This is a genomic window from Candidatus Epulonipiscium viviparus, assembly GCF_030708075.1.
Taxonomy (GTDB): Bacteria; Bacillota; Clostridia; order Lachnospirales; family Cellulosilyticaceae; genus Epulonipiscioides; species Epulonipiscioides viviparus.
Map to the genome: position 1 here is coordinate 1,672,269 of NZ_CP117982.1, position 24,244 is coordinate 1,696,512.

Genomic DNA, 24,244 nt, shown 5'->3' on the forward strand with positions numbered 1-24,244 from the left:
ATTATCCTTTCGATTGATTTGTGGCTTGGCGATATTCGTGGCTAAAGTTTTTGTCGTACAACTTAGAGAGTTCATAATCATTGCCGAGAACATTGCCGACGATAATTAAAGCGGTTTTGGTGATGTGATTTTCTTGTGCGCAAGTGGCAAGGTCGCCGACGGTTGTGCGAAAGATTTTTTCGTCTGGCCAAGTTGCCTTATATACGATTGCGGCCGGGGTGGCTTTGGGGTATCCGCCGGCAATTAATTCGTCGACGAGTTGAGTAACTAATGAGGATGTGAGAAAAAGAACCATCGTGGCTTGGTGCGTGGCAAGGGAGCGAATGTTTTCCTTTTCGGGGACAGGAGTTTTGCCTGCCATGCGTGTTAAGATGACGGTTTGGCTGACTGCAGGTAGGGTGTATTCAGCATTTAATGAAGCTGCAGCTCCGCAAAAGGAGCTAACTCCTGGCACAACCTCAAATTCTATACCATTTTCTGCCAAAAGATCCATCTGCTCTTTGATAGCGCCATAAATACTGGGATCTCCGGTGTGTAATCGAACAATAGTTTTCGCGGTGTTTTCTGTTAATAGGGCAACAACTTCTTCGAGCGTCATAGAGGCACTGTTGTAGATGTCGCATGTGCTTTTGCAATTGTGTAATAATTGGGGGTTAACTAGCGAGCCAGCATAGATGACAGTATCGGCTTCTTGTAGTAATCGAGCACCTTTTACTGTTATTAAATCTACTGCACCAGGGCCGGCGCCAACAAAATATACCATAATTTATTTCTCCTTTATAACGATTACAGAAAAGTAGCTACTAGAATCCACAGCTCGTAGATCCGTATAAATTTTTTCGTTTTCCATAAAGCAACATTCTACCATCTGCGCCTGATCGATCTGCCCCGACTCTGCTAGTAAATTAACGACGCCAGCAAGATCTTTGCCGCTTTTCATAAGTACTTTGGTGCCAGATAATTTCAGCATCTGCTCGGTATTTGCATATGAGGCGGGGATGATGTGTAGCGGGTCTGCTTTGTCGCATAGTGAGATATTCAATTTACCTGCAACCGCACAAAACGAAGGTATACCGTTGATGATTTCGCAGTTGTATCCTTGGGCCAATACCAATCGATGAATATACATATAAGTGGAATAAATTGTGGGGTCGCCGAGTGTGATAAAGGCAACATTGGCACCAGATTTTAACTCGGAGATGATGGTGTTGGCTGCAGCTGTATGAGCAGAAGCGAGAGAAGCTTCATCGCGAGTCATGGGGAGATGGCAATATATTTTTTCTTTATGCGTAATGTATTCTTGAACTATTTTGTAAGCAGTTTTTTCGCCACCGCTGTCGGGGACAACGATTTTGTCTGCCATTGTGAGCGTTTCGATTGCTAGCAGGGTGAGGAGGCGTTTGTCGCCAGGACCTACACCCACGCCGTATAATGTTCCTGGCATAGGGATCTCCTTTGGGGTTATAATTTTTGTAGGTGCTGCGGATAATATGTTATATGCAACATTCCAGATTGATCGGTCCATACATTCGAATCCACTTCATATAGATCCTTTATATTTTGGGACGTTATGATTTCGGCGGGTGTGCCAGATAATAGCATTTGCCCATCTTTCATGGCGTAAATATAGTCGCAATACATAGAGGCAATGTTTAGATCGTGAATGGCTGCAAGCACCGTAATATCGAGGCTTTTTACTATGTCCAATAGCTGCAGCTGATACTTGATATCTAAGTGATTGGTGGGTTCATCTAATATAAGACAGGGGGTTTGCTGAGTTAAGGCACGAGCCAAAATGACCCGTTGTTGTTCACCACCAGATAGGGTATTGAAGTTGCGGCCCTTAAAATGATGCATCCCGACTTTTTTTAGGCAGTCATCTACAATCTGAAAATCTGATGCGGTATCAGTTTCTAGACGTCGCTTATGCGGATTGCGGCCCATCAAAACGACTTCTTCTATTTTGAAATCAAAGTTATAAAAATTATGTTGAGAGACGACAGCCAAACGCTGTGCGGATTGCTTAACAGAAAGAGAGCTTAGCGATTCTTGATTGAGAAAGACCGCGCCGTTTGTAGGTTTTAGCACTCTATAAATGCACTTTAGCAGAGTAGATTTGCCGCTACCGTTTGGGCCGATGACTCCGACAAATTGTTGTGGTTTAGCAGTTAGAGAGATGTTGTTTATGATGCTGCGCCCATCGATGGTAACGCCAACTTTGTCAGCTGAAATATTCATTAGTTGTTACCTCCAAATCCGTATGATTTCTTTGCCATTAAATAAATGAAGCACGGCGCACCAACCATAGATATCAAAATTCCGATCGGCAACTCGTTTTGGGGAATGATGATGCGAGATAATACATCGGCCCATACCAATAATAATGCCCCAGCAAGTGCAGAAATAGGAAGTAGCTTTTTGTGATCGGTACCAACCAAAAATCTAACAAAATGTGGAATAATGAGTCCGACAAACCCTATCATTCCAGATGCATAAACTATGAAGCCGATCATCAATGCGGAGATTAATAAAAATAAGTTGCGATACCGATGTAATTCGGTGCCTAGCGTGACAGCAACTTCATCTCCAAGCAACATTAGATTTAGGATTCGATGTTGCGACCACAAGAAAATTGTACAGAGAAAAACTATTGGCAAAACGACAGCGATGACACTCCATTCGGCACCGGCAAGGCTACCCATCAGCCAATATGTGATGCTCATCATTCCTTCTTTGTCATCTGCAAAATATACGATAAAGCTAGAAAAGGCGCTACAAAGGGAGCTGAGAGCCATGCCGGAGAGAAGCAATTTGATGGAGTTACTTCTGCCACCAATATTGGATAATACAAGAACCATCATCGAGACAGCAAAAGCGCCGATGCACCCCATAACGCCTAAATAATTGCTACCAAAAGCTGAGCCGACGCCGAGCAATGCGGCAGATGTAGCACCCAAAGATGCGCCAGATGAGATACCCAAAATATATGGATCAGCAAGAGGGTTTCGCACAACGGCTTGCATGACAACTCCAGAAACGGCGAGACCCATTCCAACTGCAATGGCCAAAATAAGGCGAGGCAATCGAATATAAATGATGATATCGCGAATAGCACTGTGATTGATTTGGGAGCTAAGTTCGTTGACTATTACTTGATAGACATCTTCGATAGGAATAGAGGTGGAGCCGATGGTAACAGCAACTAAAATCGAAGTAACTAGCAATACAGCGAGGAAGATTAGTAATGCAATGTAGCCTGAAGTTGATTTGAGTAAAGTAATTTCTTTCATGATAGCGTCTCCCTAATTTGTGGCTTTTGGATATAACCCTGCAGAAAAAATTTTGATGCCGTCGAGAGTGCGAGGGCCGCTAGCATACATATCGCCTAGCATAACGGGATGAATTCGATTATTTTTGATAGCATCTAAAGAAGCAAAGGCGGGGTCGAGTAAAAGTTTATTGAGTACGATTTCAGTTGCAACATCGGTAGTGTCGGACTCAGAAAACGGGAGGTAACAGAGAAAAATGACATCGGGATTGAGGGCAACGATTTCTTCTTTGGAGATATTTCCGTGATTTGGAGCAAGTAAAGTTCCGCCTAATGAAGTGATCATATCGCCGCCAAGAGAAGTCGCACCATAATTCGTAATATTTCCTTCATAAAATTCGATGAGTAATGCAGTTTGAGAAGGCATATCGGCAGCCGCGTCCAAGGCAGCTTCGATCTCATATTGCATAGAGTCTACTAGTGCAGTAGCAGCTTCATTTGCGTTAAAAATTTTACCAATATTTAGGATGTCGGTGTATTCTTTAGAGAGAGTTCTGGGATGTCCGCCGGCTCTGGTGTTGGAGTTTATGTAAGTATTGATGTTTCGGTCGTGCCAAAAGTCAACATCCTTAAGCTTTTTATCAGAAAATATCGATCCCCATGCAAATATAAGGTCGGGTTGAAGACTTAAAACAGTTTCCGTATCAGGTGAAAACATATTTTCGTTATACTTCATCAAAGCGAGATCATCTTCCCACTCAGGTTTTATGGCATTGTCCAGGCCGTAAGATGCGATAACATGATCGGTTAGGCCGAGGGCAATCATAGTTTCTATCGAACCTTGATATATAGCGAGTACGCGATTTGGAGCTTCGTTGAATGTGAGGGATACTTCCTCGCCAGCATAGTTGTAGTTGGTGATGGTGATGGGGTAATAGTCGCCAGAGGCAGAGGTGGTGGGAGTATCTGCAGGGGATGTGGTTGCGCATCCGGCTAGGGTAGCAGTAGAAAAGATCGATATTGCAGAAAATAAAACGGATTTAAAAATAGGTTTCATCGCTAAAGTCCTCCTAATTGTTTTTGTGTATGCAGGCATAGAAAAAGAGGCGGATCTTCTTTCCCAAAATTCGCCATCAAAAATATTTAGCAGGTATCCTGACTTATGATATATGCAATAGCCGTGCAACGAAAGCCTTCCGCAAAATGAAAGAGCGTGGCAAATTTTCGATGCTTCATCAAATACAGTAGAGGAAGCTGTTTTGGACTTTCACCAAATTCCCGTGTACTAAATATTGGTTAAATGCATTGTAATATTTTTTTAATTAGTTGTCAATAAAAAAATTTTAAGTCTTGAGTAAAAGCGGGGGAATTAAAGCACCAATCAAATTGTCCACGCCCGGTCAGCGGAAGCAAGTGCCCATCAAATTTTGTGTCGGTATATTGCGAAAACCATTCGTTAAGCTTGTGCGTTAAGTCGTTTTGTATTTGCGCATACTCAGGCTGTCCGTAGAGATTGGTTGTCTCGTCGGCATCTGCAGCTAAATCATAGAGTTCAGAATCTAGATCGTTGTATCGATATACGAGTTTAAATTGATCGGATCGGATCATGCGAACGAAACCATATTCATCAAACATAAACACATTGGTATGCTGCTGATTGGAACCAACAAGATGCGGAAAAAAGCTGTGCCCGGGTTGGAGAGGTTGGCTTTTGTAGGATATGCCAGCGATGTCCATAATGGTTTGAAAGATGTCTAGATGGCTTGCGGTTAGAGAAGAAACTGTGTTGGAGTTTTGGATAAAAGGAGCGCTAATAATAAACGGAACCTTTACAGAAGAGTCATACATATTGGGAGGGTAGGTGCCATTGCCCTTGCCCCAAACGCCATGTTGTCCGAGGTTCATTCCGTTATCGGCAGTGAACATAACGACAGTGTTATCTGCTAGATCGTTAGCTTCGAGGAAGTCTAAAATTTTGCCAACGTTGTGGTCCATCGCGGTAATGGCGGCATAATAGCCAGTGAGGCAAGAGCGTCGTTTTGCAGGAGTATCGCCTATCGCACAAGTGTTGATTTGGTTTGGATGAACGGGAAGTTCGGGAGTTGAAGTGAAGTCGCAATTGTCGTACTGGGAGATAAATTTGGCTGGATGCTCGCTGTGTGTCCAAGGCGTGTGAGGAGCAGTGTAATGAACACTTAAGTAAAATGGTCGAGTATCATTTTTAAATTCAGCTAAAAAATCGAGAGCGCGGTTGGTGATGGTATCGGTGACATATTCGGTGCTTTGGTAAAATTCGCCATTTTCGCAAATGTCGGCGTCATAGTAATTGCAGCCACCGTGCCCGAGTGCAAACCATTTTTCGAAGCCAGGCTTGGGGTGGGCGTTGTTGCCAAGGTGCCATTTGCCGCTTAGGGCGCAGCGGTAGCCATGGCTTGCGAGTTCTTCGATATAGGTATGTTGTCCGTCGAGATATTCGATAGCCGTGTCGGGTTTGGCAAATGATTTGTGAGATGACATATTTGGATATTTTGCAGTATCGACGCTTCCGCCGTTTAGCCAATCGTGAATTCCGTGGGCAGAAGGCATTCGGCCGGTGACAATAGAAGCTCGGGCAGCGGAGCATACTGGTGATGCGCAATAAAAATTTTCAAAGCGAACTCCATTGGCAGCGAGTCGGTCTAAATTTGGTGTTTGAACATCGTGATTTCCAGCGCAGCGCATGGCCCAGGCACCTTGGTCATCGGTTAAAATAAATATTATATTAGGTTGTTTCATGTTAAACTTCCTTTCTATTTTTGATATATATAATATACAATAGATTTTGTTGCGGGAGAAGGGAGGATAGCTATGAAATTCTGCTAAATATTATATTGCGAAAAAAAAGAGCATATGGTAAAATTAGTAAAATGGTAAAAATTGGAGGGTTGTAGCTTATGAATTATTCAGTGTTGCTTGCATTTATTATATATATTGCATTGATGATAGGGACAGGATTATTTTTTTATAGTAAGGCGACGACAGTAAATGCGTATTTTTTGGGAGAAAGAAAAATTGGACCCTACATTACATCGATTTCAACACAAGCTGCCGATATGAGTGGTTGGCTATTGATGGGATTGCCGGGAGCGATTTACATTGGTGGCGCGTCGGCTGCGTGGGTTGTTGTAGGAGTAGTGATAGGTACATATGTGAATTGGGTGGTGATTGCAAAGAGGCTAAGACAATATACGAGAGTGGCGGGAAACGGCGTAACATTGCCGAGCTATTTTAGATATAGATTTCAAGATGAGAAGGGATGGTTGTCGATAATATCTTCGGCATTCATTTTAGTATTCTTTTTGTTTTATACAGCTGCGGGGTTTGTTGCGGGCGCAAAATTGTTGGGAACAGTCTTTGATATGAACTATTACAACAGTTTGGCATGTGTGGGGATAGTCATTGTTGCATATATATTTGCGGGAGGATTTTTGGTAATATCGTGGGCAAATTGTTTTAGGGGAATATTGATAGTATTTTCGATTGTAGTGGTTGCGGTAGGAGCTGTTATGAATTTGGGAGGGTTTTCAGAATTTGTACGAGCAGCGAATGATGTGAGTCCAACCATGTTTAATATGTTTGAGACAATCGACGGAGAAGCTGTATCTGTAATAGAAATAATTACGTTGCTGGCCTGGGGGCTTGGATATTTTGGACAGCCGCATATTTTGGCGCAATTTATGGGGATTGAGTCTCCGAGTAAAATTAAAATATCGAGAAGAGTCGCAATGGTGTGGACAGTGGTGACGATGATTTCTGTAGTTGTGGTTGGTATTGCAGGCAGAGTATATTTAAAAACACCGCTAAGCGAAACAACAGCAGAATTGGTGTATGCAGAAATGGTATCAACTATGTTTCCGGGATTTTTGGGCGGAATTTTGCTATGTGCAATTTTGGCAGCAATAATGAGCACGACAGATTCGCAGCTATTTGTGAGTGCCTCAACTTTTACTTATGATGTATATAGAGTTTTTAATAAAAAAGCGACTAATGAAGATGTGTTGTGGATGGGCAGATGGGCGGTGATTATACTTGTTGCCATGGGATGCTCTATTGCATCGGATCCAGATAGAAGCGTATTGGCTTTGGTAGAATATGCTTGGGGAGGATTTGGAGCAACGTTTGGCCCGGTCATAATCTTTTCGTTATTTTATAGAAGAATGACAGCCAAAGGAGCGCTTGCGGGAATTGTTTCTGGTGGATTAACGGTAACTGTTTGGGAGATAGCATCGAAAATATTTCCAAACGTTGAAATACTAAGTTTATATGAAATTATTCCAGGATTTTTAATTTCTGCTATATTAATAGTAGTAGTAAGTCGATGTGATGAAAAACCCGCTTTAGAAGTTTTGCAAAAATTTGATGCGTATAAGTATTGCGACATATAATTATGAAAGAAAAAGATTCTGAACTTGCAAAATCCTGCATATGCTATGGTAAAGTAAAATAGCAAAGAGGAGGATTTTATGGACTATTCAGTTATAATTGCGTTTGTAATTTATATTGCTTTTATGGTAGCGATAGGAGGGTATTTCTATAAGAAGACTGCAACAGTAAATGATTATTTTTTGGGAGGAAGAAAGCTTGGGGCGTGGGTAACATCGATGTCGGCCCAAGCATCAGACATGAGCGGATGGTTGCTGATGGGACTTCCGGGAGCGGCGTACTTTTCGGGGCTTTCCGCAGGATGGATTGCGGTAGGGCTCGGAGTGGGTACATATTTAAATTGGCTGATCATTGCGAAAAGGATTCGACAGTATACAAAAGTGGCAGGGGATAGTATTACGCTACCGAGCTATTTTACGCATAGATTTAGAGATGAGAAAGGCGTCTTAAGTATGATTTGCGCCATGTTCATATTGATATTCTTCTTATTTTATACGGCATCTGGTTTTGTGGCATGTGCAAAACTGTTTTCATCGGTATTTGGGCTTAGTTATCATGTGTCGTTGATATTTGGAGGAGTAATAATTATTGCATATACATTTGCGGGCGGTTTTTTTGCAGTATCGTGGACAGATTTCTTTCAGGGGATATTGATGTTTTTTGCAATAATCATAGTACCAGCTGTTGCGATTTTTGAACTAGGGGGGCCGGTGGATTTTGTATCAGAGATAAATAATATAAATCCTAATATGTTCGCAGTATTTAAAAATGCGGATGGATCGACGTTATCTTTTATAGGAACAATTTCGCTATTGGCCTGGGGGCTGGGATACTGTGGTCAGCCGCATATTCTAATTAGATTTATGGGGATCTCATCTCCTGCAGAAATCAAAAAGTCGCGAAGGATTGCAACAGTCTGGATAATCTTTGCTCTTGTCGCGGCAACTCTAATAGGAATGGTCGGAAGAGCATATTTGACTACACCTCTAGATGCGGTAACGTCTGAGACAGTATATATAGAGATGGTATCCGCTATGTTTCCGGGATTTTTTGGAGGGATATTACTATGCGCTGTGTTAGCATCGATAATGAGTACAGCAGATTCGCAGTTGCTAGTTACGGCATCTGCCATTACAGAAGATTTCTATAAATTTTTTAATAAGGATGTTTCTGAAAAGCAGTTGATGTGGATCGGGAGAGGGTCTGTAATTGTTGTGGCGATAGTGGCGTGTTCTATTGCAGCGAATCCGGAAAGTAGTGTTCTGGGACTAGTGGCATATGCGTGGGCTGGCTTTGGGGCAACATTCGGGCCGTTGGTTGTGCTCTCGCTATTTTATAGAAGGACTACGTTACGAGGAGCAATAGCGGGAGTGATCGCAGGTGGAGTTACAACAATCGTGTGGCAACAAGTGGCATTGGCTATGAACGGTGTAGGAATTTGGGGATTATATGAGATTGTGCCAGGATTTTTGATATCGTTGGCAGTGATAGTGATAGTTAGTAACCTGGATAGAGCACCTTCTGCAGAAATTTTGGAAGAGTTTGATAGATATACGTTGTGTGAAGAATAAATTAAAAAGGGGCTGCCGTTATAATTGGGAGCCCTTTTTTTGATTAAGACTTTAATTCGAGGTATTCATCATATGTGATAACTTTATCAATGATGCCAGTTGGGGTAATTTCGATAATTCGATTAGCAACAGTTTGAATAAATTGGTGATCATGAGAAGTAAATATTACGTTGCCTTTGAATGCTATTAAGCCGTTGTTTAGCGCAGTAATAGATTCGAGATCGAGATGGTTGGTAGGCTGGTCGAGTAGCAAGATATTGGAACCTTTAAGCATCATTCGAGATAGCATGCATCGAACTTTTTCGCCACCAGATAAAACATTAGCAGGCTTTTTGTTGTCTTCACCAGAAAATAGCATACGTCCTAAGAAGCCTCTCAAATAAGTTTCGGATTGATCTGAAGAATACTGACGCAACCAATCTAATAAGCTGAGGTTGGTTTCAAAAAACTCGGTATTATCTTTAGGGAAGTATGAAAAGGAAGCAGTAACGCCATATTTTACTTCACCAGTATCGGGAGTGTCTTCTTCTGCCAAAATTTTGAATAATTCCGTAATAGCAAGCTCATCTTCGCCGATAATAGCGATTTTGTCACCTTTGTTAACTCTGAAATTAATATTTTGAAGAAGCGTTTCGGCATTAACTGATTTAGAGAGATCGGTAACTGATAATATTTCGTTTCCAACTTCTCGATCCTGGGTAAAAGAGACAAAAGGATAACGCCTAGTAGAGGCCGGCATATCATCTAGCTCGATTTTGTCTAACATTTTTTTCCTGGATGTGGCTTGCTTAGACTTAGATTTATTGGCAGAAAAGCGCTTAATAAAGTCCTGTAGTTCCTTAATTTTTTCATCCTTTTTCTTGTTTTGGGCCTTAAGAAGACTTTGAAATAGCTGGCTAGAATCGTACCAAAAGTCGTAGTTCCCAACATACATTTTAATTTTAGTATAGTCAATATCAACGATATGAGTACATACAGTATTTAGAAAATGCCTATCATGAGATACTACTATTACAGTACCAAAAAAGTCTAGCAAAAAGTCTTCGAGCCAATTTACAGATTGAATATCTAGGTGGTTAGTGGGCTCATCAAGAAGCAAAATATCTGGTCGACCAAATAATGCTTGAGCAAGAAGAACTTTCACTTTGTCGGCACCATTTAAATCTTTCATAAGCGAGTAATGCAAGTCGGTGCCAATTCCCAAACCTTGTAATAGCTGAGATGCTTCGGAATCGGCTTCCCATCCCCCAAGCTCTGCAAACTCCGCTTCCAACTCGGATGCTTTAATCCCGTCATCGTCGTTAAAATCTTCCTTTGCATATAACTCGTCTTTTTCTTGCATAATTTCGAAAAGGCGTTCGTTGCCTCGGACAACGGTTTGCAAAACCTCGGAGTCATCATATTGAAAATGATCTTGCTTCAATACAGATAATCTTTCTTTAGGAGGAATAATAATTTCGCCAGTTGTGGGCTCTATATCTCCAGACAAAATTTTTAAGAAAGTGGACTTTCCAGCACCGTTTGCACCGATAACACCATAGCAATTGCCGGGTGTAAACTTTAAATTTACATCTTTAAAAAGTGTGCTTGCCCCAAATTGGAGGCTTAAATTAGTTACAGTTAGCATTGTGAATCTCCTTAAATTAATATCTTTGTAAAAATAATCTCAGTTTAGAGTTTTGTCTATAATATCAAAATTTATACAAATAATTAAAAAATAACTATTTCATGTATCCGCCTTCCATAGGAGAGGTAGCGTTTTTGGCAAATAAACTCAAGATACCAGATGTATATTTTGGTGCTTGCGGATGCCAACTACGTTTTCGTTGATCTAATATAGCATCGACTGCTGCAGCAGAACAACGTTTCCCCGCAATTCCAACGATTTGTAAAAGTCTATTGGGAATATCGATTTCTATTAGATCGTCATATTCTACTAATGCGATAGGACCGCCTTCGGAAGCTTCGGGAGAAATATGGCCTATAACGGGGCCTTTGGATGCACCAGAAAATCTGCCATCGGTGAGCAATGCTATACTAGCAGAGAGTTCGGGATCCGATGATATTGCTTCTGTGGTATAAAACATTTCGGGCATTCCACCACCTTTGGGGCCTTCGTATCGAATGATAACAGCTTCGCCGGGATTGATAACTTTGGTTAAAATGGCGGCAATGGCTTCTTCTTCGCTATCATAAGGACGAGCTTTTAAGACAGCCTTGTGCATTTGGATAGGAACAGCAGAATGTTTAACGACGGCACCGAGCGGAGCCAAGTTACCCTTCAATATTGCAATAGCACCGTGGGCTCCAATTGGAGATCTAGCAGAATAGATAATATCTCGCTGATCAAGATTTGTATCTGCCAAATATTTAAAACATTTTTCGTAGTAGCCATTATTTTTGAGCTCGATTAAATTTTCTGCGATAGTTTTGCCGGTGATAGTCATGGCATCCAAATTGAGTAAATGCTTGATCTCTTCCATAATAGCAGGAACTCCGCCAGCATAGTAAAAATATTGAGCAGGCCATTTGCCAGTGGGCCGAATGTTGAGTAAAAAAGGTACTTTGCGATGAATGCGATCGATTTCTGTGGCATCAAATTCGATTTGAAACTCTCGAGCTATTGCAGGCAAGTGAAGTAGCGCATTAGTGGAACCCGAAATGGCAGCATGAACCATAATGGCATTTTCAAAAGATTTTTTGGTAACAATATCTCGAGGCTTTAGATTTGCTGCAGCAAGGTCAACAGCTCGTCTGCCTGCTTCAAACGCAACGTCGACCAAATCAGAACACATAGCAGGCATCAAAGCGCTTCCGGGAAGCATTAGGCCAAGTGCTTCGGCCATGACTTGCATGGTAGACGCAGTTCCCATAAAAGAGCAGGCGCCACAAGAAGGGCAAGCATTCTCTTTGTAATATTGAAATTGTTCGGCAGTAATTTCGCCGCGCTGTTCCATGGCACTATACATTCCGATTTGCTCGAGAGTAAGTAAGTTGGGACCCGCATCCATCACTCCGCCGGTTACAATGATAGCGGGAATATTTATTCTACCGATGGCCATTAGATGCGCAGGGACGCCTTTGTCACAACTGCAAACAAATACTCCGGCATCAAAAGGAGTGGCATTGGCATGGATTTCGATCAGTGCAGCTAAAATATCTCGAGAAACTAATGAATAATTTATTCCGTCGTGCCCCTGAGCTTGGCCGTCGCATATATCAGTGGCAAAGAATCGAGAAGCTTTTCCGCCATTGTTTGAAACGCCAGCGACTGCTTGGGCAACAAAAGAATCTAGATGCGCGCTGCCGGGGTGGCTATCTCCAAAGGTGCTTTCTACAATAATTTGCGGTTTAGATAGATCTGCAGTAGACCAACCCATGCCTCTGCGTAAGGGATCCATTTCTGGTGCGATCTTGCGTATTTGTTGACTAGTCATATTAGAACTCCTATCTGATATAGTTTTAAAGATTAAATATACACGTTTCGTTGATGAGATGTCAAGTATATAAACTAACTAAGAAAACAACTAAGAAGTAGACGATGTAAAATGTTAATGCTATAATAAAAATATATATGATGTATTTCGTATATTATAAAGTAATAAAAATTTTGAAAAAAAGAGGGGAAAGATGTATGATAACAGGAGCACCATTGGTTTTAATTTTTTTACTTTCTGTTGCAGTATTGCTAGTTTTGATTATGAAGTTTCGACTTAATGCATTTGTTGCATTGATACTGACAGCAATTGTAACAGCAGTTGTTGCGGGGATGCCACTTGCAAATATTGGGGGTGTGATAACCGAAGGATTTGGAGGAACCTTGGGAAGCATAGCGATGGTGACAGGGTTTGGAGTTATATTAGGTAGGTTGATGTATGAATCTGGGGGCATTGAAAACTTGGCAACTACCTTATTGAATAAAATGGGAGATAAAAAATCGCCTTTGGCAGTGGGGTTGTCGGGATTTATTACAGGGATTCCGGTTTTTGGAGATGTGGTATATATTATGTTTGCGCCGATGCTGAGAGTATTGTCTAAGAAAACAAAAATTTCGATGACATGTTATGCGTGTGCGATTTCCATTGCAACAACATGTACATATGCGTTAGTATTGCCAACGGCTCCTCCGCTGGTTGTTGCGGGAGAACTGGGTATTGAAATAGGCGTATTTTTTGTATATGCAATAGCGTGTGCGTTTATAGGGATGTTGGTTGGAGGAATAATTTATGGACATTATCGATACTATACGAGCTTGGACTATAGGAGGATTTATTTCTGGAGTAACGATATTAGTAATAGTATCGATTTTATCGATGTTTCAAGATGTATTGCCGGGGTTATAAAAAGTGGCCATATGTGATCGACCACTAGCAACTTAAAATACCTAAAGTGAGTTTTGAAAAACGTTGACGTATTCTACATAAAAAGCAGCTCCGTTGAGCATGGCATTTTCATCAAAATCGAAACATTCATTCATGATGCAATGAGTAATCGTGATGAGTAGCTGTCTTGGTAGAATTTAACATTCCGATATTAGTATTATGTTTTTTAACGGCTCAAATCATACGTTGCGCTCAAGGCTCGACAACAGTGGCATTAATGACGACGGCAGCGATACTAAGTTCTACCGTTGTAGCTAGCACGGTGTCTCCAATTTTATGTGCGATAGCGATTTGCGCGGGAGGGATAGGATTATCATTGCCAAATGACTCGGGGTTTTGGGCCATAAGTCGCTTCTTTAAAATAGATGTGAAAGATACTATACGAGCTTGGACTATAGGAGGATTTATTTCTGGAGTAACGATATTGGTAATAGTATCGATTTTATCGATGTTTCAAGATGTATTGCCGGGGTTATAAAAAGTGGCCATATGTGATCGACCACTAGCAACCTAAAATACCTAAAGTGAGTTTTGAAAAACGTTGACGTATTCTACATAAAAAGCGGCTCCGTTGAGCATGGCATTTTCATCAAAATCGAAACATTCATGATGCAATGAGTAATCGTGATGAGTAGCTGTCTTGGTAGAATTTAACATTCCGATATTAGTATTATGTTTTTTAACGGCTCAAATCATACGTTGCGCTCAAGGCTCGACAACAGTGGCATTAATGACGACGGCAGCGATACTAAGTTCTACCGTTGTAGCTAGCACGGTGTCTCCAATTTTATGTGCGATAGCGATTTGCGCGGGAGGGATAGGATTATCATTGCCAAATGAATGACTCGGGGTTTTGGGCCATAAGCCGCTTCTTTAAAATAGATGTGAAAGATACTATACGAGCTTGGACTATAGGAGGATTTATTTCTGGAGTAACGATATTGGTAATAGTATCAATTTTATCGATGTTTCAAGATGTATTGCCGGGGTTATAAAAAGTGGCCATATGTGATCGACCACTAGCAACTTAAAATACCTAAAGTGAGTTTTGAAAAACGTTGACGTATTCTACATAAAAAGCGGCTCCGTTGAGCATGGCATTTTCATCAAAATCGAAACATTCATGATGCAATGAGTAATCGTGATGAGTAGCTGTATTTCTGGATCCAATGAAAGCGTAGAGACCAGGTTTGGTTTGCAAATATTGTGAAAAGTCTTCGCCACCGGTCATAGGAGGGTGGGATTGTAATCCAGATGCTCCAAGAATATTTGTAACAGCGATTTTACCGAGCTCACTACAATGAGGATCTGAAATTGTTGCAGGAATACCAAAGATGTAGTCGACTTCGCAAGTAGCTTTGTGAGCTGCAGCGATGCCAGTCGCAACACGTCCAATTATAGCAGGCAAGTCGCTTCTTAGTTGAGGATTAAATGTTCGAACGGTTCCGCTTAACTTTGCCGATTGAGATATGACATTACCGGCAGCAGTTCCGGCCTGAAAAGAGCATATACTAATGACAACAGGTTCCAGAGGATCGCACTCTCGACTAACAATGGATTGGAGCCCGGTGACAATTTGCGAACCAACATATATTGGATCTACAGTAAAGTGAGGCAGAGCACCATGACCACTTTTGCCAATAACTTTAATTTTGAGCCAGTCTGCCGCGGCGTATCGAGGGCCTGGATCAACTGAAATTTTGCCGGTATCCATATATGGAAAAATGTGTAAACCTACAAAGCAATCAACATCATCAATAAGCCCAGACTCTATAATTTGTGTCGCACCATCGATAGTTTCTTCTGCAGGCTGAAAGATAAATTTTACGGTGCAAGTCAGGAGTTCTCGATTTTCGGAAAGAACTTTTGCGGCGCCGAGTAGCATGGCGATATGAGAATCATGACCACAAGCATGACTGCAACCATCGTGAACAGATTTAAACTCGAGATTTGTAGATTCCTGAATAGGCAAAGCATCGATGTCGGCGCGAAGGGCGATAACAGCAGAGCCGCCTTTTAATGTTGCGACAATCCCATTGGGGGAGACAATTTGAAATGGGATATTTAATTTGTGTAGCTCGTCTTGAATTTTTAATGAAGTTTTAAATTCTTGATTGCTAAGCTCTGGATATTTGTGAAAATGTCTGCGTAAATTTATGATATAATTCTTATTGGCATCGATTAATAGTTTGGAATTCATTTTATATTTCTCCTTAGGTAGAATTAATGAGAGTAGTTTACCATAAGAGTAGAGAGAATGAGAAGGGGGTAATTGATTTGGATAAATAAGATTTTGAAAAAAGGCTTGACAATTATTATTTTTTGTATTAAAATAGCACTCATAATTGAGATAAGCTGTTATAGCACAGATGGTAGTGCACTACATTGGTAGTGTAGAGGTCACGAGTTCGATTCTCGTTAACAGCTGAAAAAAGAAAAGAGCCCCCAAGGGCTCTTTTTTGTTTATTGATATAAAAAGGTATATTTTGGAACAAGAATATGCTTAAACACAATATGTAAATTTCTGTCAGTGGCTCTCATATAGCCTAATGTATTAAATGCTTTTTGTACCGAGGGAGGGTCTAAGGCATAGATATGAGCAATACTTTCTGGAGTATAGACTCCGCTAGTGCCCAATTGAAATTGTCTGGTTACAAGGTTTCCGATATAACTCGTGGAATTATTAAGAATTTTGAAGAAAGTTTTTTTATCTATTTCTTTAATTTCAAGTTCAGCTTGTATGCTTAAAAATTCCTCCTTAGAAATATCGAGAACTTCTATTACTTCATCGACATCAAATGGGGGCGATGTAGTTTTTAACAGCAAATCTAAATTTTGTATTTTGGGTTGTATATAATGTTTATATATTTCATAAAAATTAGTAGTTGTATCAGTGTATCTAAATTTATTCATAAATTTTAGCAAGGAAAACATTCTCTTTTAGAGTAAAAATAACTTGATCCTCACTTGCCTCTCTTTCTATATTCAATTGGTTTGAGTTTTTAATAAATTTGAAAAAAATAAAAATAATATCTTCCATAATGATTATAAACTAAAAAATTGATACATACTATATGTAATATCTGGAATAATTGTCAAGATAAATTTAATTACCTGATAAAAAAAAACTGAAATTATAACTAGATTTTAAAAAAAGTATATGCTATAATGGGAAAATGTTTAAAGAAACGAGTGTTTTTTTACTCGAAGGAGGAAATTAAAGTGAAAATAAGTTTAGAGAAATTAGAAAATTCAAAAATCTGCCTTACTGTTGAAGTGGAAAAAGATGTAGTAGATAGGGCCTTAAATAAGGCATACAGTGAAATGAAAGGCAAATTTAATGTTCCAGGATTTCGAAAAGGTAAAGTACCTCGAAACATGATCGAAAAAATGTATGGAGCACAGGTTTTCTATGATGACGCGGCTAACAATATTATAAATGGAACTTTGGATAATGCAATCAAAGAAAATAATGTTGAGGTAGTTGCGCGACTTAAATACGGTGATATTCAAGTTGTTGAAATGAATACAGAAAAATGTATTTATAAAGCAACGATAACAGTGAGACCGCAAATTATTCTGGGTGAATATAAAAATTTGGAAATAGAAGCTGAAAAACTTGATGTTACGGATGAAGAAGTCAATGAATACATTGAGCAAGAAGCTGCCAAAAATGCTCGTGAAATTAAAGTAGAAGATAGAGAAATTAGACCTCAAGATATTGTGACTATTGATTTTGAAGGTTTTGTTGATGGGGAAGCTTTTGAAAATGGTTCTGCGGAAAATCATAGATTGGTGATTGGTTCAAAATCATTTATTCCAGGTTTTGAAGATCAACTGATTGGTAAAAATGTAGGTGATGAAGTAGAAGTGAATGTAACATTCCCAGAAGACTATCATGCCGAAGACTTAAAAGGAAAGGACGCAATGTTTAAAGTTAAAATAAAGGATTTATATTATACAGAGCTTCCTGAAATTAATGATGATTTTGTTGCGGACGTTTCTGAGTTTGATACTTTAGATGAATATAAAGAAGATATTAAGAAAAATATAGCCGAAACTAAAGCAAGTAATAGAAAGAATGAAATTACTAACAAAGTGATGCAAAAGGCTGCGGAAAATGCAACGTTTGAGCTTCCTGTAGAAATGGTAGATGAAGAAATAGAAAGAAATGTTGAACAATTTGCACAAAATATGCAAAAACAAGGTATAAACTTGGATCAATATTTAGAATATACTGACATTGACCGTGACAAATTTAAAGAAAATTTTAGAGAGCAAGCTGTAACGCAACTTTCAAATACTCTTATATTAGAAGAAATAGTAAAGCAAGAAAATTTAGAAATCAATGACGAAGATTTTGAGAAAGAATTAGAGCGTAGAGCGGTTCAATATCGTATGGAAATAGATCAGTTTAAAGAAAAGATAAATGATAATTATAAAGAATCGATAAAAAATGATTTAAAAATGCAAAAAGCAATTGACTTATTGGTAGAGACTGCAAAGATTATAGAAAATGAAAATGAAAATTAGGAGGGGATTATAATGCCATCAATTCCTATGGTAGTGGAGCAAACTAATAGGGGCGAACGATCTTATGATATTTACTCTAGATTATTAAAAGACAGAATAATTTTATTATGCGATGAAGTAAACCATGTTACCAGTTCTCTAACAGTAGCACAACTGTTATTCTTAGAAGCTGAAGATCCAGATAAAGATATTATGCTATATATTAATAGTCCTGGAGGTTCAATTGTGGATGGAATGGCTATATATGATACAATGCAATATATTAAGCCAGACGTATCAACAATTTGTATGGGTATGGCAGCTAGTATGGGAGCCTTTTTATTGGCAGGAGGACAAAAAGGTAAGCGTCTAGCATTGCCAAATGCAGAGATTATGATTCATCAGCCTCTCGGAGGAACAAGAGGGCAAGCGACAGATATTCAAATTCATGCTGAGCATATAATAAGAACTAAGGCAAAAATGAATCAAATATTATCAGCAAACACTGGTCAAACTTTAGAAAAAGTGGCGTTAGATACAGAAAGAGATTACTATATGACTGCGGCAGAAGCAAAAGAATACGGTATAATAGATAGAGTAATAGAGAAACTATAGCCAACAAACTGAGAAAAGAGGTGAAGTATGGCAAAAAATGACGGATATGAGCTTAAATGCTCATTCTGTGGAAAGAGACAAGATCAAGTAAAAAAATTAATAGCTGGTCCTAATGTATATATTTGTGATGAATGTGTAGATTTGTGTGCAGATATAATCGATGATGAGTACGAAGAAGACGATGAAATAGAACTTGAGATTGCAACAAATCTTACTCCAAAAATGATTAAGGAAAAATTGGATGACTATGTAATAGGTCAAGCAGATGCAAAGAAAGCTTTGGCTGTTGCTGTATATAATCATTACAAAAGAATTAATAATGTAATAGATAAAAATGATGGAGTTGAGCTTCAAAAAAGTAATATTTTATTATTAGGACCTACTGGTTCGGGAAAAACATTTTTGGCACAAACACTTGCAAAGATGCTTAATGTTCCTTTTGCAATAGCAGATGCGACCACGCTAACAGAAGCTGGGTATGTAGGAGAAGACGTTGAGAATATTTTATTAAAACTTGTTCAAGCTGCCAACTATGATATTGATCGTGCTAAAATTGGTATTATTTATATTGATGAAATAGATAAAATTACAAGAAAGTCTGAAAATCCATCAATAACTCGAGATGTGAGTGGTGAAGGGGTGCAGCAGGCTCTGCTAAAAATATTAGAGGGAACTGTTGCATCTATCCCACCTCAGGGTGGAAGAAAACATCCGCATCAAGAATTTTTGCAACTAGATACGACAAATATATTGTTTATTTGTGGTGGAGCATTTGATGGAATAGATAAAATAATTGAAAAACGCACCGGTGAAAAAACAATTGGATTCGGAGCGACAGTAGTTAGTAAAAAGGAAAAAAGTATTGGTGAGCTTTTAAAAAAATTAGAGCCACAAGATTTATTAAAATTTGGATTAATACCAGAATTTGTAGGGCGTGTTCCTGCCATTGTTACTTTAGAAAATTTGGACGAAGAAGCGCTTAGACGAATTTTAACTGAGCCTAAAAATGCAATTATTAAGCAATATGCAAAACTATTTAAATTTGATGATGTTAAATTAGAGTTTACAATAGAAGCATTAGCAAAAGTTGCAAAATTAGCAATTGATCGACAAACAGGTGCTAGAGGTCTTCGGTCAATACTAGAAAATGTTATGAGAGACATTATGTTTGAAATTCCGTCTATGAGTGATACCTTAGATAAGGTTATTATATCGGAAGCAGTTATTGATGGTGCAGAGCCGGAATTAATTTATAAAACTTCAAAGAACAAAACCTTAGGCCCAGTATAAGACACGGATTTGACGTGTCTTTTTTTTGATTAGTGTTTTAAACCTAATTTTTTAGGCAATACTCCTTGTATTGAAGGAGGAATTGTATTTATGGAAAGTCTTATAATAGGAACCCAATTAATTTTTACAGGTATAGTTGGGATATATTTGTTTACACAATTTGCAAATAATAGAGTATCCACACCTATAACATATGAAGCTGAAAATATTAAATATAGAGAATTGCAACAAATGAGAAAAATTAGTCTGAGAGAGCCGTTAACAGAAAAAATGCGTCCTAGAAGTGAAGAAGATATAGTAGGGCAAGATGATGCGTTGTTGGCATTAAAAGCGGCCTTATGTTCGAAAAATCCACAACATATAATTATTTATGGAAGTCCCGGAGTTGGAAAAACTGCAGCATCGAGAATTGCATTGGATATTGCGAAAGCGCAGCCAAATTCACCGTTTACTAGAGATGCAAAGTTTGTAGAAATAGATGCAACGACTCTTAGATTTGATGAAAAAAGTGTGGCAGATCCATTGATTGGTTCAGTTCATGACCCCATATATCAAGGTGCCGGTAATTATGGAAGTGCGGGAATACCAAATCCAAAAGAAGGAGCTGTTACAAAAGCACATGGGGGAGTATTATTTATTGATGAAATAGGTGAGTTACATTCTATTCAAATGAATAAGTTATTGAAAGTATTAGAAGATAGAAAAGTTAATTTTGATAGTATTTATTATAATGAAAAGGATAAGAATATTCCTAGACATATACACGATATTTTTCAAAATGGATTGCCAGCAGATTTTAGACTGATAGGAGCAACTACAAGAGATAAAAGTGAAATTCCTCCTGCGTTGCGTTCGAGATGTATAGAGATTTCATTTCAAGATTTAAAGTATGCTCATATAGTGGAAATAATTAGAAGAATAATAGCTAGAGAATATATTAGGGTAGAAAATGGTGTAGCAGAAACAATTGCAGAACATGTAAATAATGGACGGGATGCGATATCAATTTTGCAAATGGCGATGAATAAGGTGGCACTGTCAAATCAAGAAAGTGTTACCAAAAAAGATGTGGAGTGGGTTATTAAATCTGGTGGATATGTCTCTTTGAGACCTAAACAAATACAAAGTAGAATGCAAATTGGAAAAGTTAATGGACTGTATGTAACAGAGAATGGCAGTAGTGGAATACTACTTATTCAATGTATAATGCAAAAAGTGGAAAAAGGTAGAGGAAGTATAAAAATTTCAGGGATAGTAGAAGAAGAAGAAATTCAAAAAAGTAACAGTTCTGTAAAGCGAACAAGTATGGCAAAATCTTCTTTGGATACTGTACTTACTATTTTTAAAACCATGTTTGATATACCCATAGAAGATTATTATATTCATCTTACTTTTCCTAACAGTACTCCAACTGATGGTTCTTCTGCTGGGATAGCCATATTTTGTGTTATATACTCTGTGCTTTTTAAAAAACCGATAAATTCGAATATTGTTTTTACAGGAGAGTTGACAATATACGGAGAAGTATATCCGGTGGGAGGAGTCAGTAACAAAATACAAGCGGCAATAGATGCGGGAGCAAAAAAAATATTTATCCCAGAAGAAAACATTAGTACACTTTATAATGACTATGATATAGATATATATCCTGTTAATAATATACAAGAAATAATAGAAGAAATATTTTCTATGCCGGTATTAGAAAAGTTAATTAAATTTGAACAAAGGATGAATTAAATGAATATTACAAAATCAGAATTAATTATAACTGCAGGAAATAAGAAACAATTTCCGGATAACAATCAGATAGAAATTGCATTTGCTGGAAAGTCCAATGTTGGAAAATCGTCTCTTATAAATGTATTAATAAATAGGAAAGCACTTGCCAGAACGAGTTCAACGCCTGGAAAAACACAAACAATAAATTTTTATAATATACAAGATAAATTTAATTTTGTAGATTTGCCAGGATATGGATATGCAAAAGTATCCAAAACTTTGAGAGAAAGCTGGGGTAAATTTATAGAGGATTATCTGGGTAAGAGATCTTCTCTTAAGCAAGTTGTTTTATTGATAGATATTCGACATGCTCCTTCAGAAAATGACAAATTGATGTATAACTGGATTTCTTTTTTTCATGATAATGTATTGGTTGTTGCAACAAAAGTAGATAAAATCAAAAGAAGTCAAATTGCGAAACATATATCTATAATTAAAAGTGTATTGCAATTAAGAACTACTGACAGAATAATTCCCTTTTCAGCTTCAACGAAAGTAGGTAAAGAAGAAATTTGGGAATTACTTGATAGTATTGAAGAAATGGAGTAGCTAATGAAAAATAATGAAGATATTTATTTACAATCTGGAAAACTTAATTTAAATTATTTGGATAATACTCAACGAAAAAAGATGAGTGTTAAGCGTGATTCAGAGAAGGTTGAATATGAGAGACCATATCTTGATGATTCGATTAAAAATTTATTGGAAACTATGAGTGAATATGTAAGAGAAGAAAATTTAAGTTTGAGTAAGGAAAAAGAGAATATAAGTACACAAGAGCAAACTTTAAGAGAGCATATAGAGAAAAAAAAGGCAATTAAGTTAGTAGATATATCATCTTCAAAAACTGCTCCTCAAAGTGAGCAAAAACAAGAATCTAGAAATAAAGAAGAAATAGAAGCTATAGAGCTTAAAAATAAAGTGAAAAAATCTAAAGCATCAAGAAATAAAGAAAAAAAAGATATAGAATTTGAAAATAAGATAGAGAAATCTAAAGCATCCGAAAATGAAGATATAGAACTTAAAAATAAGGTGGAGAAACTTAAAGTATCCAAAAATAAAGAAAAAGAAGATATAGAACTTAAAAATAAGGTGGAGAAACTTAAAGTATCCAAAAATAAAGAAAAAGAAGATATAGAACTTAAAAATAAGGTGGAGAAACCTAAAGCATCCAAAAATAAAGAAAAAGAAGATATAGAACTTAAAAATAAGGTGGAGAAACCTAAAGCATCCAAAAATAAAGAAAAAGAAGATATAGAACTTAAAAATAAGGAGAAACTTAAAGTATCCAAAAATAAAGAAAAAGAAACAAAATCTAAAACATCCAAAAATAAAGAAAAAGAAGATACAGAAGTTGAAAATAAAAAAGTACCATTTGTATTATTTGGTAGAGAAATATTGCAAAATGTAGTTAATGACAAAGGTGAATTAATTGCTAGGGTTGGTGATTTGATTAATGAAGAATTATTAAATATAGCAATTAATAGTGATTGTATTATACAATTGTTATTAAAGACTTACCCTACTTGATTATATATGCTATAATTACATAGCTTAGAGAAAAGGAGGAACAAATGCGTATTCGCTTAATGATATCAATTTTATATTTAATTTTAGGTATTATGTCAGTCTATACTAATGTAATAATATTTTTTATTCCGTTGTTAACGTTACCATTGATAAGATTTCATGTAGGGACTAAACTTTCAAGAGAATATATTTTGTTGGATATTGTAATTGCTTTTATTATGTATTTTGCGTCAAATTCAGTACTAAACTGTGTAATATATATTACGTTGATAATCCTGCCAGCGTATAGTATAATAAAAGAGCAGGAGAAAGAATCAATAAATTATCCGAAATTAATATTTTTAACAGGGACGATTATTTGGGGTGGATTGTTAGTTCAGGGTGAATTAATGAAATACTATGGATATAGCTATTATGAGGCGTATAGGTCGCTGATTAGCAATATGTTTGTTGCTATGAATAGTGAGATATATGCTTTAGGATTAGAAGAATTAATGTTAAGTATGTATCCAAGTACTTTATTTGTGAGTGCAATACTACTTGCTTTTATAACTGTTAGCGTTAATCAAAAAAGAGTTTCTCAAGATAGCATGATTAATCAATTATTTTCATTTAGGCTGAGCAAAATGATATTTTTGATAATACTATTGGCAATTATTATGGTATTTAATACAGATATTATGTATTTGAGTGAAATTGGAATGAATTTAATATTTATAGTGTTTATACTGTTTTATGTTGCAGGTATGTGGGGAATGATGTCTTATGTAATTATGGCTAAAACAACTCCTGTTGCAAAATTTTTAGGAATAATAATGATGTTGATTGTACTCCCTATTGCACCGATATTCCCATTATTGTATGGGTTTTTTGAT

23 protein-coding genes, 1 tRNA gene and 1 riboswitch (1 of these 25 running past the window's edge) are annotated in these 24,244 nt (G+C 37.7%); of the genes, 14 read left to right on the forward strand and 10 right to left on the reverse strand.

What is annotated here, in order from left to right:
* Nucleotide 1 precedes the first annotated feature (1 nt).
* The 6 genes from cobM to PCY70_RS06975 all read right to left on the reverse strand — a co-directional run bounded on the left by cobM (nucleotide 2) and on the right by PCY70_RS06975 (nucleotide 6,043).
* Nucleotides 2–763 (reverse strand): precorrin-4 C(11)-methyltransferase, encoded by a 762-nt coding sequence (gene cobM, locus PCY70_RS06950; protein ID WP_305766791.1) that lies wholly within the window; start codon nucleotides 761–763, stop codon nucleotides 2–4.
* Nucleotides 764–766: 3 nt separating this feature from the next.
* A complete protein-coding gene (gene cobI, locus PCY70_RS06955) occupies nucleotides 767–1,444 on the reverse strand; it encodes a precorrin-2 C(20)-methyltransferase (protein ID WP_010168496.1) in 678 nt (225 codons plus the stop codon).
* Between the two features lie 17 nt (nucleotides 1,445–1,461).
* The gene (locus PCY70_RS06960; RefSeq protein ID WP_305766792.1) at nucleotides 1,462–2,238 is read right to left on the reverse strand and encodes an ABC transporter ATP-binding protein; all 777 of its coding nucleotides are present in this window, start codon (nucleotides 2,236–2,238) and stop codon (nucleotides 1,462–1,464) included.
* The gene (locus PCY70_RS06965; protein WP_305766793.1) at nucleotides 2,238–3,290 is read right to left on the reverse strand and encodes a FecCD family ABC transporter permease; all 1,053 of its coding nucleotides are present in this window, start codon (nucleotides 3,288–3,290) and stop codon (nucleotides 2,238–2,240) included. Before PCY70_RS06965 ends, PCY70_RS06960 begins: the two co-directional genes overlap by 1 nt.
* 12 nt (nucleotides 3,291–3,302) lie before the next feature.
* Nucleotides 3,303–4,325: an ABC transporter substrate-binding protein gene (locus PCY70_RS06970; RefSeq protein ID WP_305766794.1), complete on the reverse strand. Its 1,023-nt coding sequence runs from the start codon at nucleotides 4,323–4,325 to the stop codon at nucleotides 3,303–3,305.
* 71 nt (nucleotides 4,326–4,396) lie between these two features.
* A riboswitch (cobalamin riboswitch) is annotated at nucleotides 4,397–4,573 on the reverse strand.
* Between the two features lie 24 nt (nucleotides 4,574–4,597).
* Complete coding sequence (locus PCY70_RS06975) at nucleotides 4,598–6,043, reverse strand: sulfatase-like hydrolase/transferase (RefSeq protein ID WP_305766795.1); 1,446 nt, start codon at nucleotides 6,041–6,043, stop codon at nucleotides 4,598–4,600.
* Between the two features lie 158 nt (nucleotides 6,044–6,201).
* Here PCY70_RS06975 and putP (PCY70_RS06980) point away from each other — a divergent pair, with 158 nt between their 5' ends.
* Both putP (PCY70_RS06980) and putP (PCY70_RS06985) read left to right on the forward strand, forming a co-directional pair.
* A complete protein-coding gene (gene putP / locus PCY70_RS06980) occupies nucleotides 6,202–7,692 on the forward strand; it encodes a sodium/proline symporter PutP (protein WP_305766796.1) in 1,491 nt (496 codons plus the stop codon).
* A 78-nt stretch (nucleotides 7,693–7,770) separates the two neighbouring features.
* The gene (gene putP / locus PCY70_RS06985) at nucleotides 7,771–9,261 is read left to right on the forward strand and encodes a sodium/proline symporter PutP (protein WP_305766797.1); all 1,491 of its coding nucleotides are present in this window, start codon (nucleotides 7,771–7,773) and stop codon (nucleotides 9,259–9,261) included.
* A 43-nt stretch (nucleotides 9,262–9,304) separates the two neighbouring features.
* Here the strand turns inward: putP (PCY70_RS06985) and PCY70_RS06990 are convergent, their stop codons facing one another.
* Nucleotides 9,305–10,888: an ABC-F family ATP-binding cassette domain-containing protein gene (locus tag PCY70_RS06990; protein ID WP_029488337.1), complete on the reverse strand. Its 1,584-nt coding sequence runs from the start codon at nucleotides 10,886–10,888 to the stop codon at nucleotides 9,305–9,307.
* A 94-nt stretch (nucleotides 10,889–10,982) separates the two neighbouring features.
* Nucleotides 10,983–12,698: a dihydroxy-acid dehydratase gene (gene ilvD / locus PCY70_RS06995; RefSeq protein WP_305766798.1), complete on the reverse strand. Its 1,716-nt coding sequence runs from the start codon at nucleotides 12,696–12,698 to the stop codon at nucleotides 10,983–10,985.
* A 197-nt stretch (nucleotides 12,699–12,895) separates the two neighbouring features.
* Between ilvD and PCY70_RS07000 the strand changes: the two genes are divergently transcribed.
* From PCY70_RS07000 to PCY70_RS07015, 4 genes are all read left to right on the forward strand, one after another.
* Nucleotides 12,896–13,621: a GntP family permease gene (locus tag PCY70_RS07000; RefSeq protein ID WP_305766799.1), complete on the forward strand. Its 726-nt coding sequence runs from the start codon at nucleotides 12,896–12,898 to the stop codon at nucleotides 13,619–13,621.
* A 149-nt stretch (nucleotides 13,622–13,770) separates the two neighbouring features.
* Nucleotides 13,771–14,121, forward strand: a complete 351-nt coding sequence (locus PCY70_RS07005; protein WP_305766800.1) for a GntT/GntP/DsdX family permease — start codon at nucleotides 13,771–13,773, stop codon at nucleotides 14,119–14,121.
* Nucleotides 14,122–14,283: 162 nt separating this feature from the next.
* Nucleotides 14,284–14,487, forward strand: a complete 204-nt coding sequence (locus PCY70_RS07010) for a GntT/GntP/DsdX family permease (protein WP_305766801.1) — start codon at nucleotides 14,284–14,286, stop codon at nucleotides 14,485–14,487.
* A complete protein-coding gene (locus tag PCY70_RS07015) occupies nucleotides 14,480–14,638 on the forward strand; it encodes a GntT/GntP/DsdX family permease (protein ID WP_305766802.1) in 159 nt (52 codons plus the stop codon). Before PCY70_RS07010 ends, PCY70_RS07015 begins: the two co-directional genes overlap by 8 nt.
* A gap of 41 nt (nucleotides 14,639–14,679) precedes the next feature.
* Here PCY70_RS07015 and PCY70_RS07020 read toward each other — a convergent pair whose 3' ends face one another.
* The gene (locus PCY70_RS07020; RefSeq protein ID WP_029488336.1) at nucleotides 14,680–15,843 is read right to left on the reverse strand and encodes a M20 metallopeptidase family protein; all 1,164 of its coding nucleotides are present in this window, start codon (nucleotides 15,841–15,843) and stop codon (nucleotides 14,680–14,682) included.
* Between the two features lie 154 nt (nucleotides 15,844–15,997).
* Between PCY70_RS07020 and PCY70_RS07025 the strand changes: the two genes are divergently transcribed.
* A tRNA-Thr gene (locus tag PCY70_RS07025) sits at nucleotides 15,998–16,070 on the forward strand.
* 36 nt (nucleotides 16,071–16,106) lie between these two features.
* On the opposite strand, the gene PCY70_RS07030 is transcribed toward PCY70_RS07025, so the two are convergent.
* A complete protein-coding gene (locus PCY70_RS07030; protein ID WP_010168935.1) occupies nucleotides 16,107–16,568 on the reverse strand; it encodes a hypothetical protein in 462 nt (153 codons plus the stop codon).
* A 297-nt stretch (nucleotides 16,569–16,865) separates the two neighbouring features.
* Between PCY70_RS07030 and tig the strand changes: the two genes are divergently transcribed.
* The 7 genes from tig to PCY70_RS07065 form a co-directional block, all read left to right on the forward strand.
* Nucleotides 16,866–18,176 carry a trigger factor gene (gene tig, locus PCY70_RS07035; RefSeq protein WP_305766803.1) on the forward strand — a complete coding sequence of 437 codons (1,311 nt, stop codon included), beginning with the start codon at nucleotides 16,866–16,868 and terminating at the stop codon, nucleotides 18,174–18,176.
* Between the two features lie 12 nt (nucleotides 18,177–18,188).
* The gene (clpP, locus tag PCY70_RS07040) at nucleotides 18,189–18,770 is read left to right on the forward strand and encodes an ATP-dependent Clp endopeptidase proteolytic subunit ClpP (protein ID WP_010168931.1); all 582 of its coding nucleotides are present in this window, start codon (nucleotides 18,189–18,191) and stop codon (nucleotides 18,768–18,770) included.
* 27 nt (nucleotides 18,771–18,797) lie between these two features.
* On the forward strand, nucleotides 18,798–20,060 hold the full coding sequence (gene clpX, locus PCY70_RS07045) for an ATP-dependent Clp protease ATP-binding subunit ClpX (RefSeq protein WP_029488335.1): 1,263 nt from the start codon (nucleotides 18,798–18,800) through the stop codon (nucleotides 20,058–20,060).
* A gap of 90 nt (nucleotides 20,061–20,150) precedes the next feature.
* Nucleotides 20,151–21,797 carry a S16 family serine protease gene (locus PCY70_RS07050; RefSeq protein WP_305766804.1) on the forward strand — a complete coding sequence of 549 codons (1,647 nt, stop codon included), beginning with the start codon at nucleotides 20,151–20,153 and terminating at the stop codon, nucleotides 21,795–21,797.
* Nucleotides 21,798–22,388, forward strand: a complete 591-nt coding sequence (gene yihA, locus PCY70_RS07055) for a ribosome biogenesis GTP-binding protein YihA/YsxC (RefSeq protein ID WP_305766805.1) — start codon at nucleotides 21,798–21,800, stop codon at nucleotides 22,386–22,388.
* Nucleotides 22,389–22,391: 3 nt separating this feature from the next.
* Nucleotides 22,392–23,369 (forward strand): hypothetical protein, encoded by a 978-nt coding sequence (locus tag PCY70_RS07060; protein WP_305766806.1) that lies wholly within the window; start codon nucleotides 22,392–22,394, stop codon nucleotides 23,367–23,369.
* A gap of 44 nt (nucleotides 23,370–23,413) precedes the next feature.
* Nucleotides 23,414–24,244, forward strand: the 5' portion of a protein-coding gene (locus PCY70_RS07065; protein WP_305766807.1) for a hypothetical protein. The gene runs 39 nt beyond the window's last position; 831 of the gene's 870 nt are visible here — the first part of the coding sequence; its start codon is at nucleotides 23,414–23,416; its stop codon lies off the right edge, out of view.

Excerpts from the sequence above, each read along its gene's own strand:
- cobM (WP_305766791.1), bottom strand. The coding sequence starts at position 763 with ATGGTATATTTTGTTGGCGCCGGCCCTGGTGCAGTAGATTTAATAACA.
- cobI (WP_010168496.1), bottom strand. The coding sequence starts at position 1,444 with ATGCCAGGAACATTATACGGCGTGGGTGTAGGTCCTGGCGACAAACGC.
- PCY70_RS06960 (WP_305766792.1), bottom strand. The coding sequence starts at position 2,238 with ATGAATATTTCAGCTGACAAAGTTGGCGTTACCATCGATGGGCGCAGC.
- PCY70_RS06965 (WP_305766793.1), bottom strand. The coding sequence starts at position 3,290 with ATGAAAGAAATTACTTTACTCAAATCAACTTCAGGCTACATTGCATTA.
- PCY70_RS06970 (WP_305766794.1), bottom strand. The coding sequence starts at position 4,325 with ATGAAACCTATTTTTAAATCCGTTTTATTTTCTGCAATATCGATCTTT.
- PCY70_RS06975 (WP_305766795.1), bottom strand. The coding sequence starts at position 6,043 with ATGAAACAACCTAATATAATATTTATTTTAACCGATGACCAAGGTGCC.
- putP (WP_305766796.1), top strand. The coding sequence starts at position 6,202 with ATGAATTATTCAGTGTTGCTTGCATTTATTATATATATTGCATTGATG.
- putP (WP_305766797.1), top strand. The coding sequence starts at position 7,771 with ATGGACTATTCAGTTATAATTGCGTTTGTAATTTATATTGCTTTTATG.
- PCY70_RS06990 (WP_029488337.1), bottom strand. The coding sequence starts at position 10,888 with ATGCTAACTGTAACTAATTTAAGCCTCCAATTTGGGGCAAGCACACTT.
- ilvD (WP_305766798.1), bottom strand. The coding sequence starts at position 12,698 with ATGACTAGTCAACAAATACGCAAGATCGCACCAGAAATGGATCCCTTA.
- PCY70_RS07000 (WP_305766799.1), top strand. The coding sequence starts at position 12,896 with ATGATAACAGGAGCACCATTGGTTTTAATTTTTTTACTTTCTGTTGCA.
- PCY70_RS07015 (WP_305766802.1), top strand. The coding sequence starts at position 14,480 with ATGAATGACTCGGGGTTTTGGGCCATAAGCCGCTTCTTTAAAATAGAT.
- PCY70_RS07020 (WP_029488336.1), bottom strand. The coding sequence starts at position 15,843 with ATGAATTCCAAACTATTAATCGATGCCAATAAGAATTATATCATAAAT.
- clpP (WP_010168931.1), top strand. The coding sequence starts at position 18,189 with ATGCCATCAATTCCTATGGTAGTGGAGCAAACTAATAGGGGCGAACGA.
- clpX (WP_029488335.1), top strand. The coding sequence starts at position 18,798 with ATGGCAAAAAATGACGGATATGAGCTTAAATGCTCATTCTGTGGAAAG.
- PCY70_RS07050 (WP_305766804.1), top strand. The coding sequence starts at position 20,151 with ATGGAAAGTCTTATAATAGGAACCCAATTAATTTTTACAGGTATAGTT.
- yihA (WP_305766805.1), top strand. The coding sequence starts at position 21,798 with ATGAATATTACAAAATCAGAATTAATTATAACTGCAGGAAATAAGAAA.
- PCY70_RS07060 (WP_305766806.1), top strand. The coding sequence starts at position 22,392 with ATGAAAAATAATGAAGATATTTATTTACAATCTGGAAAACTTAATTTA.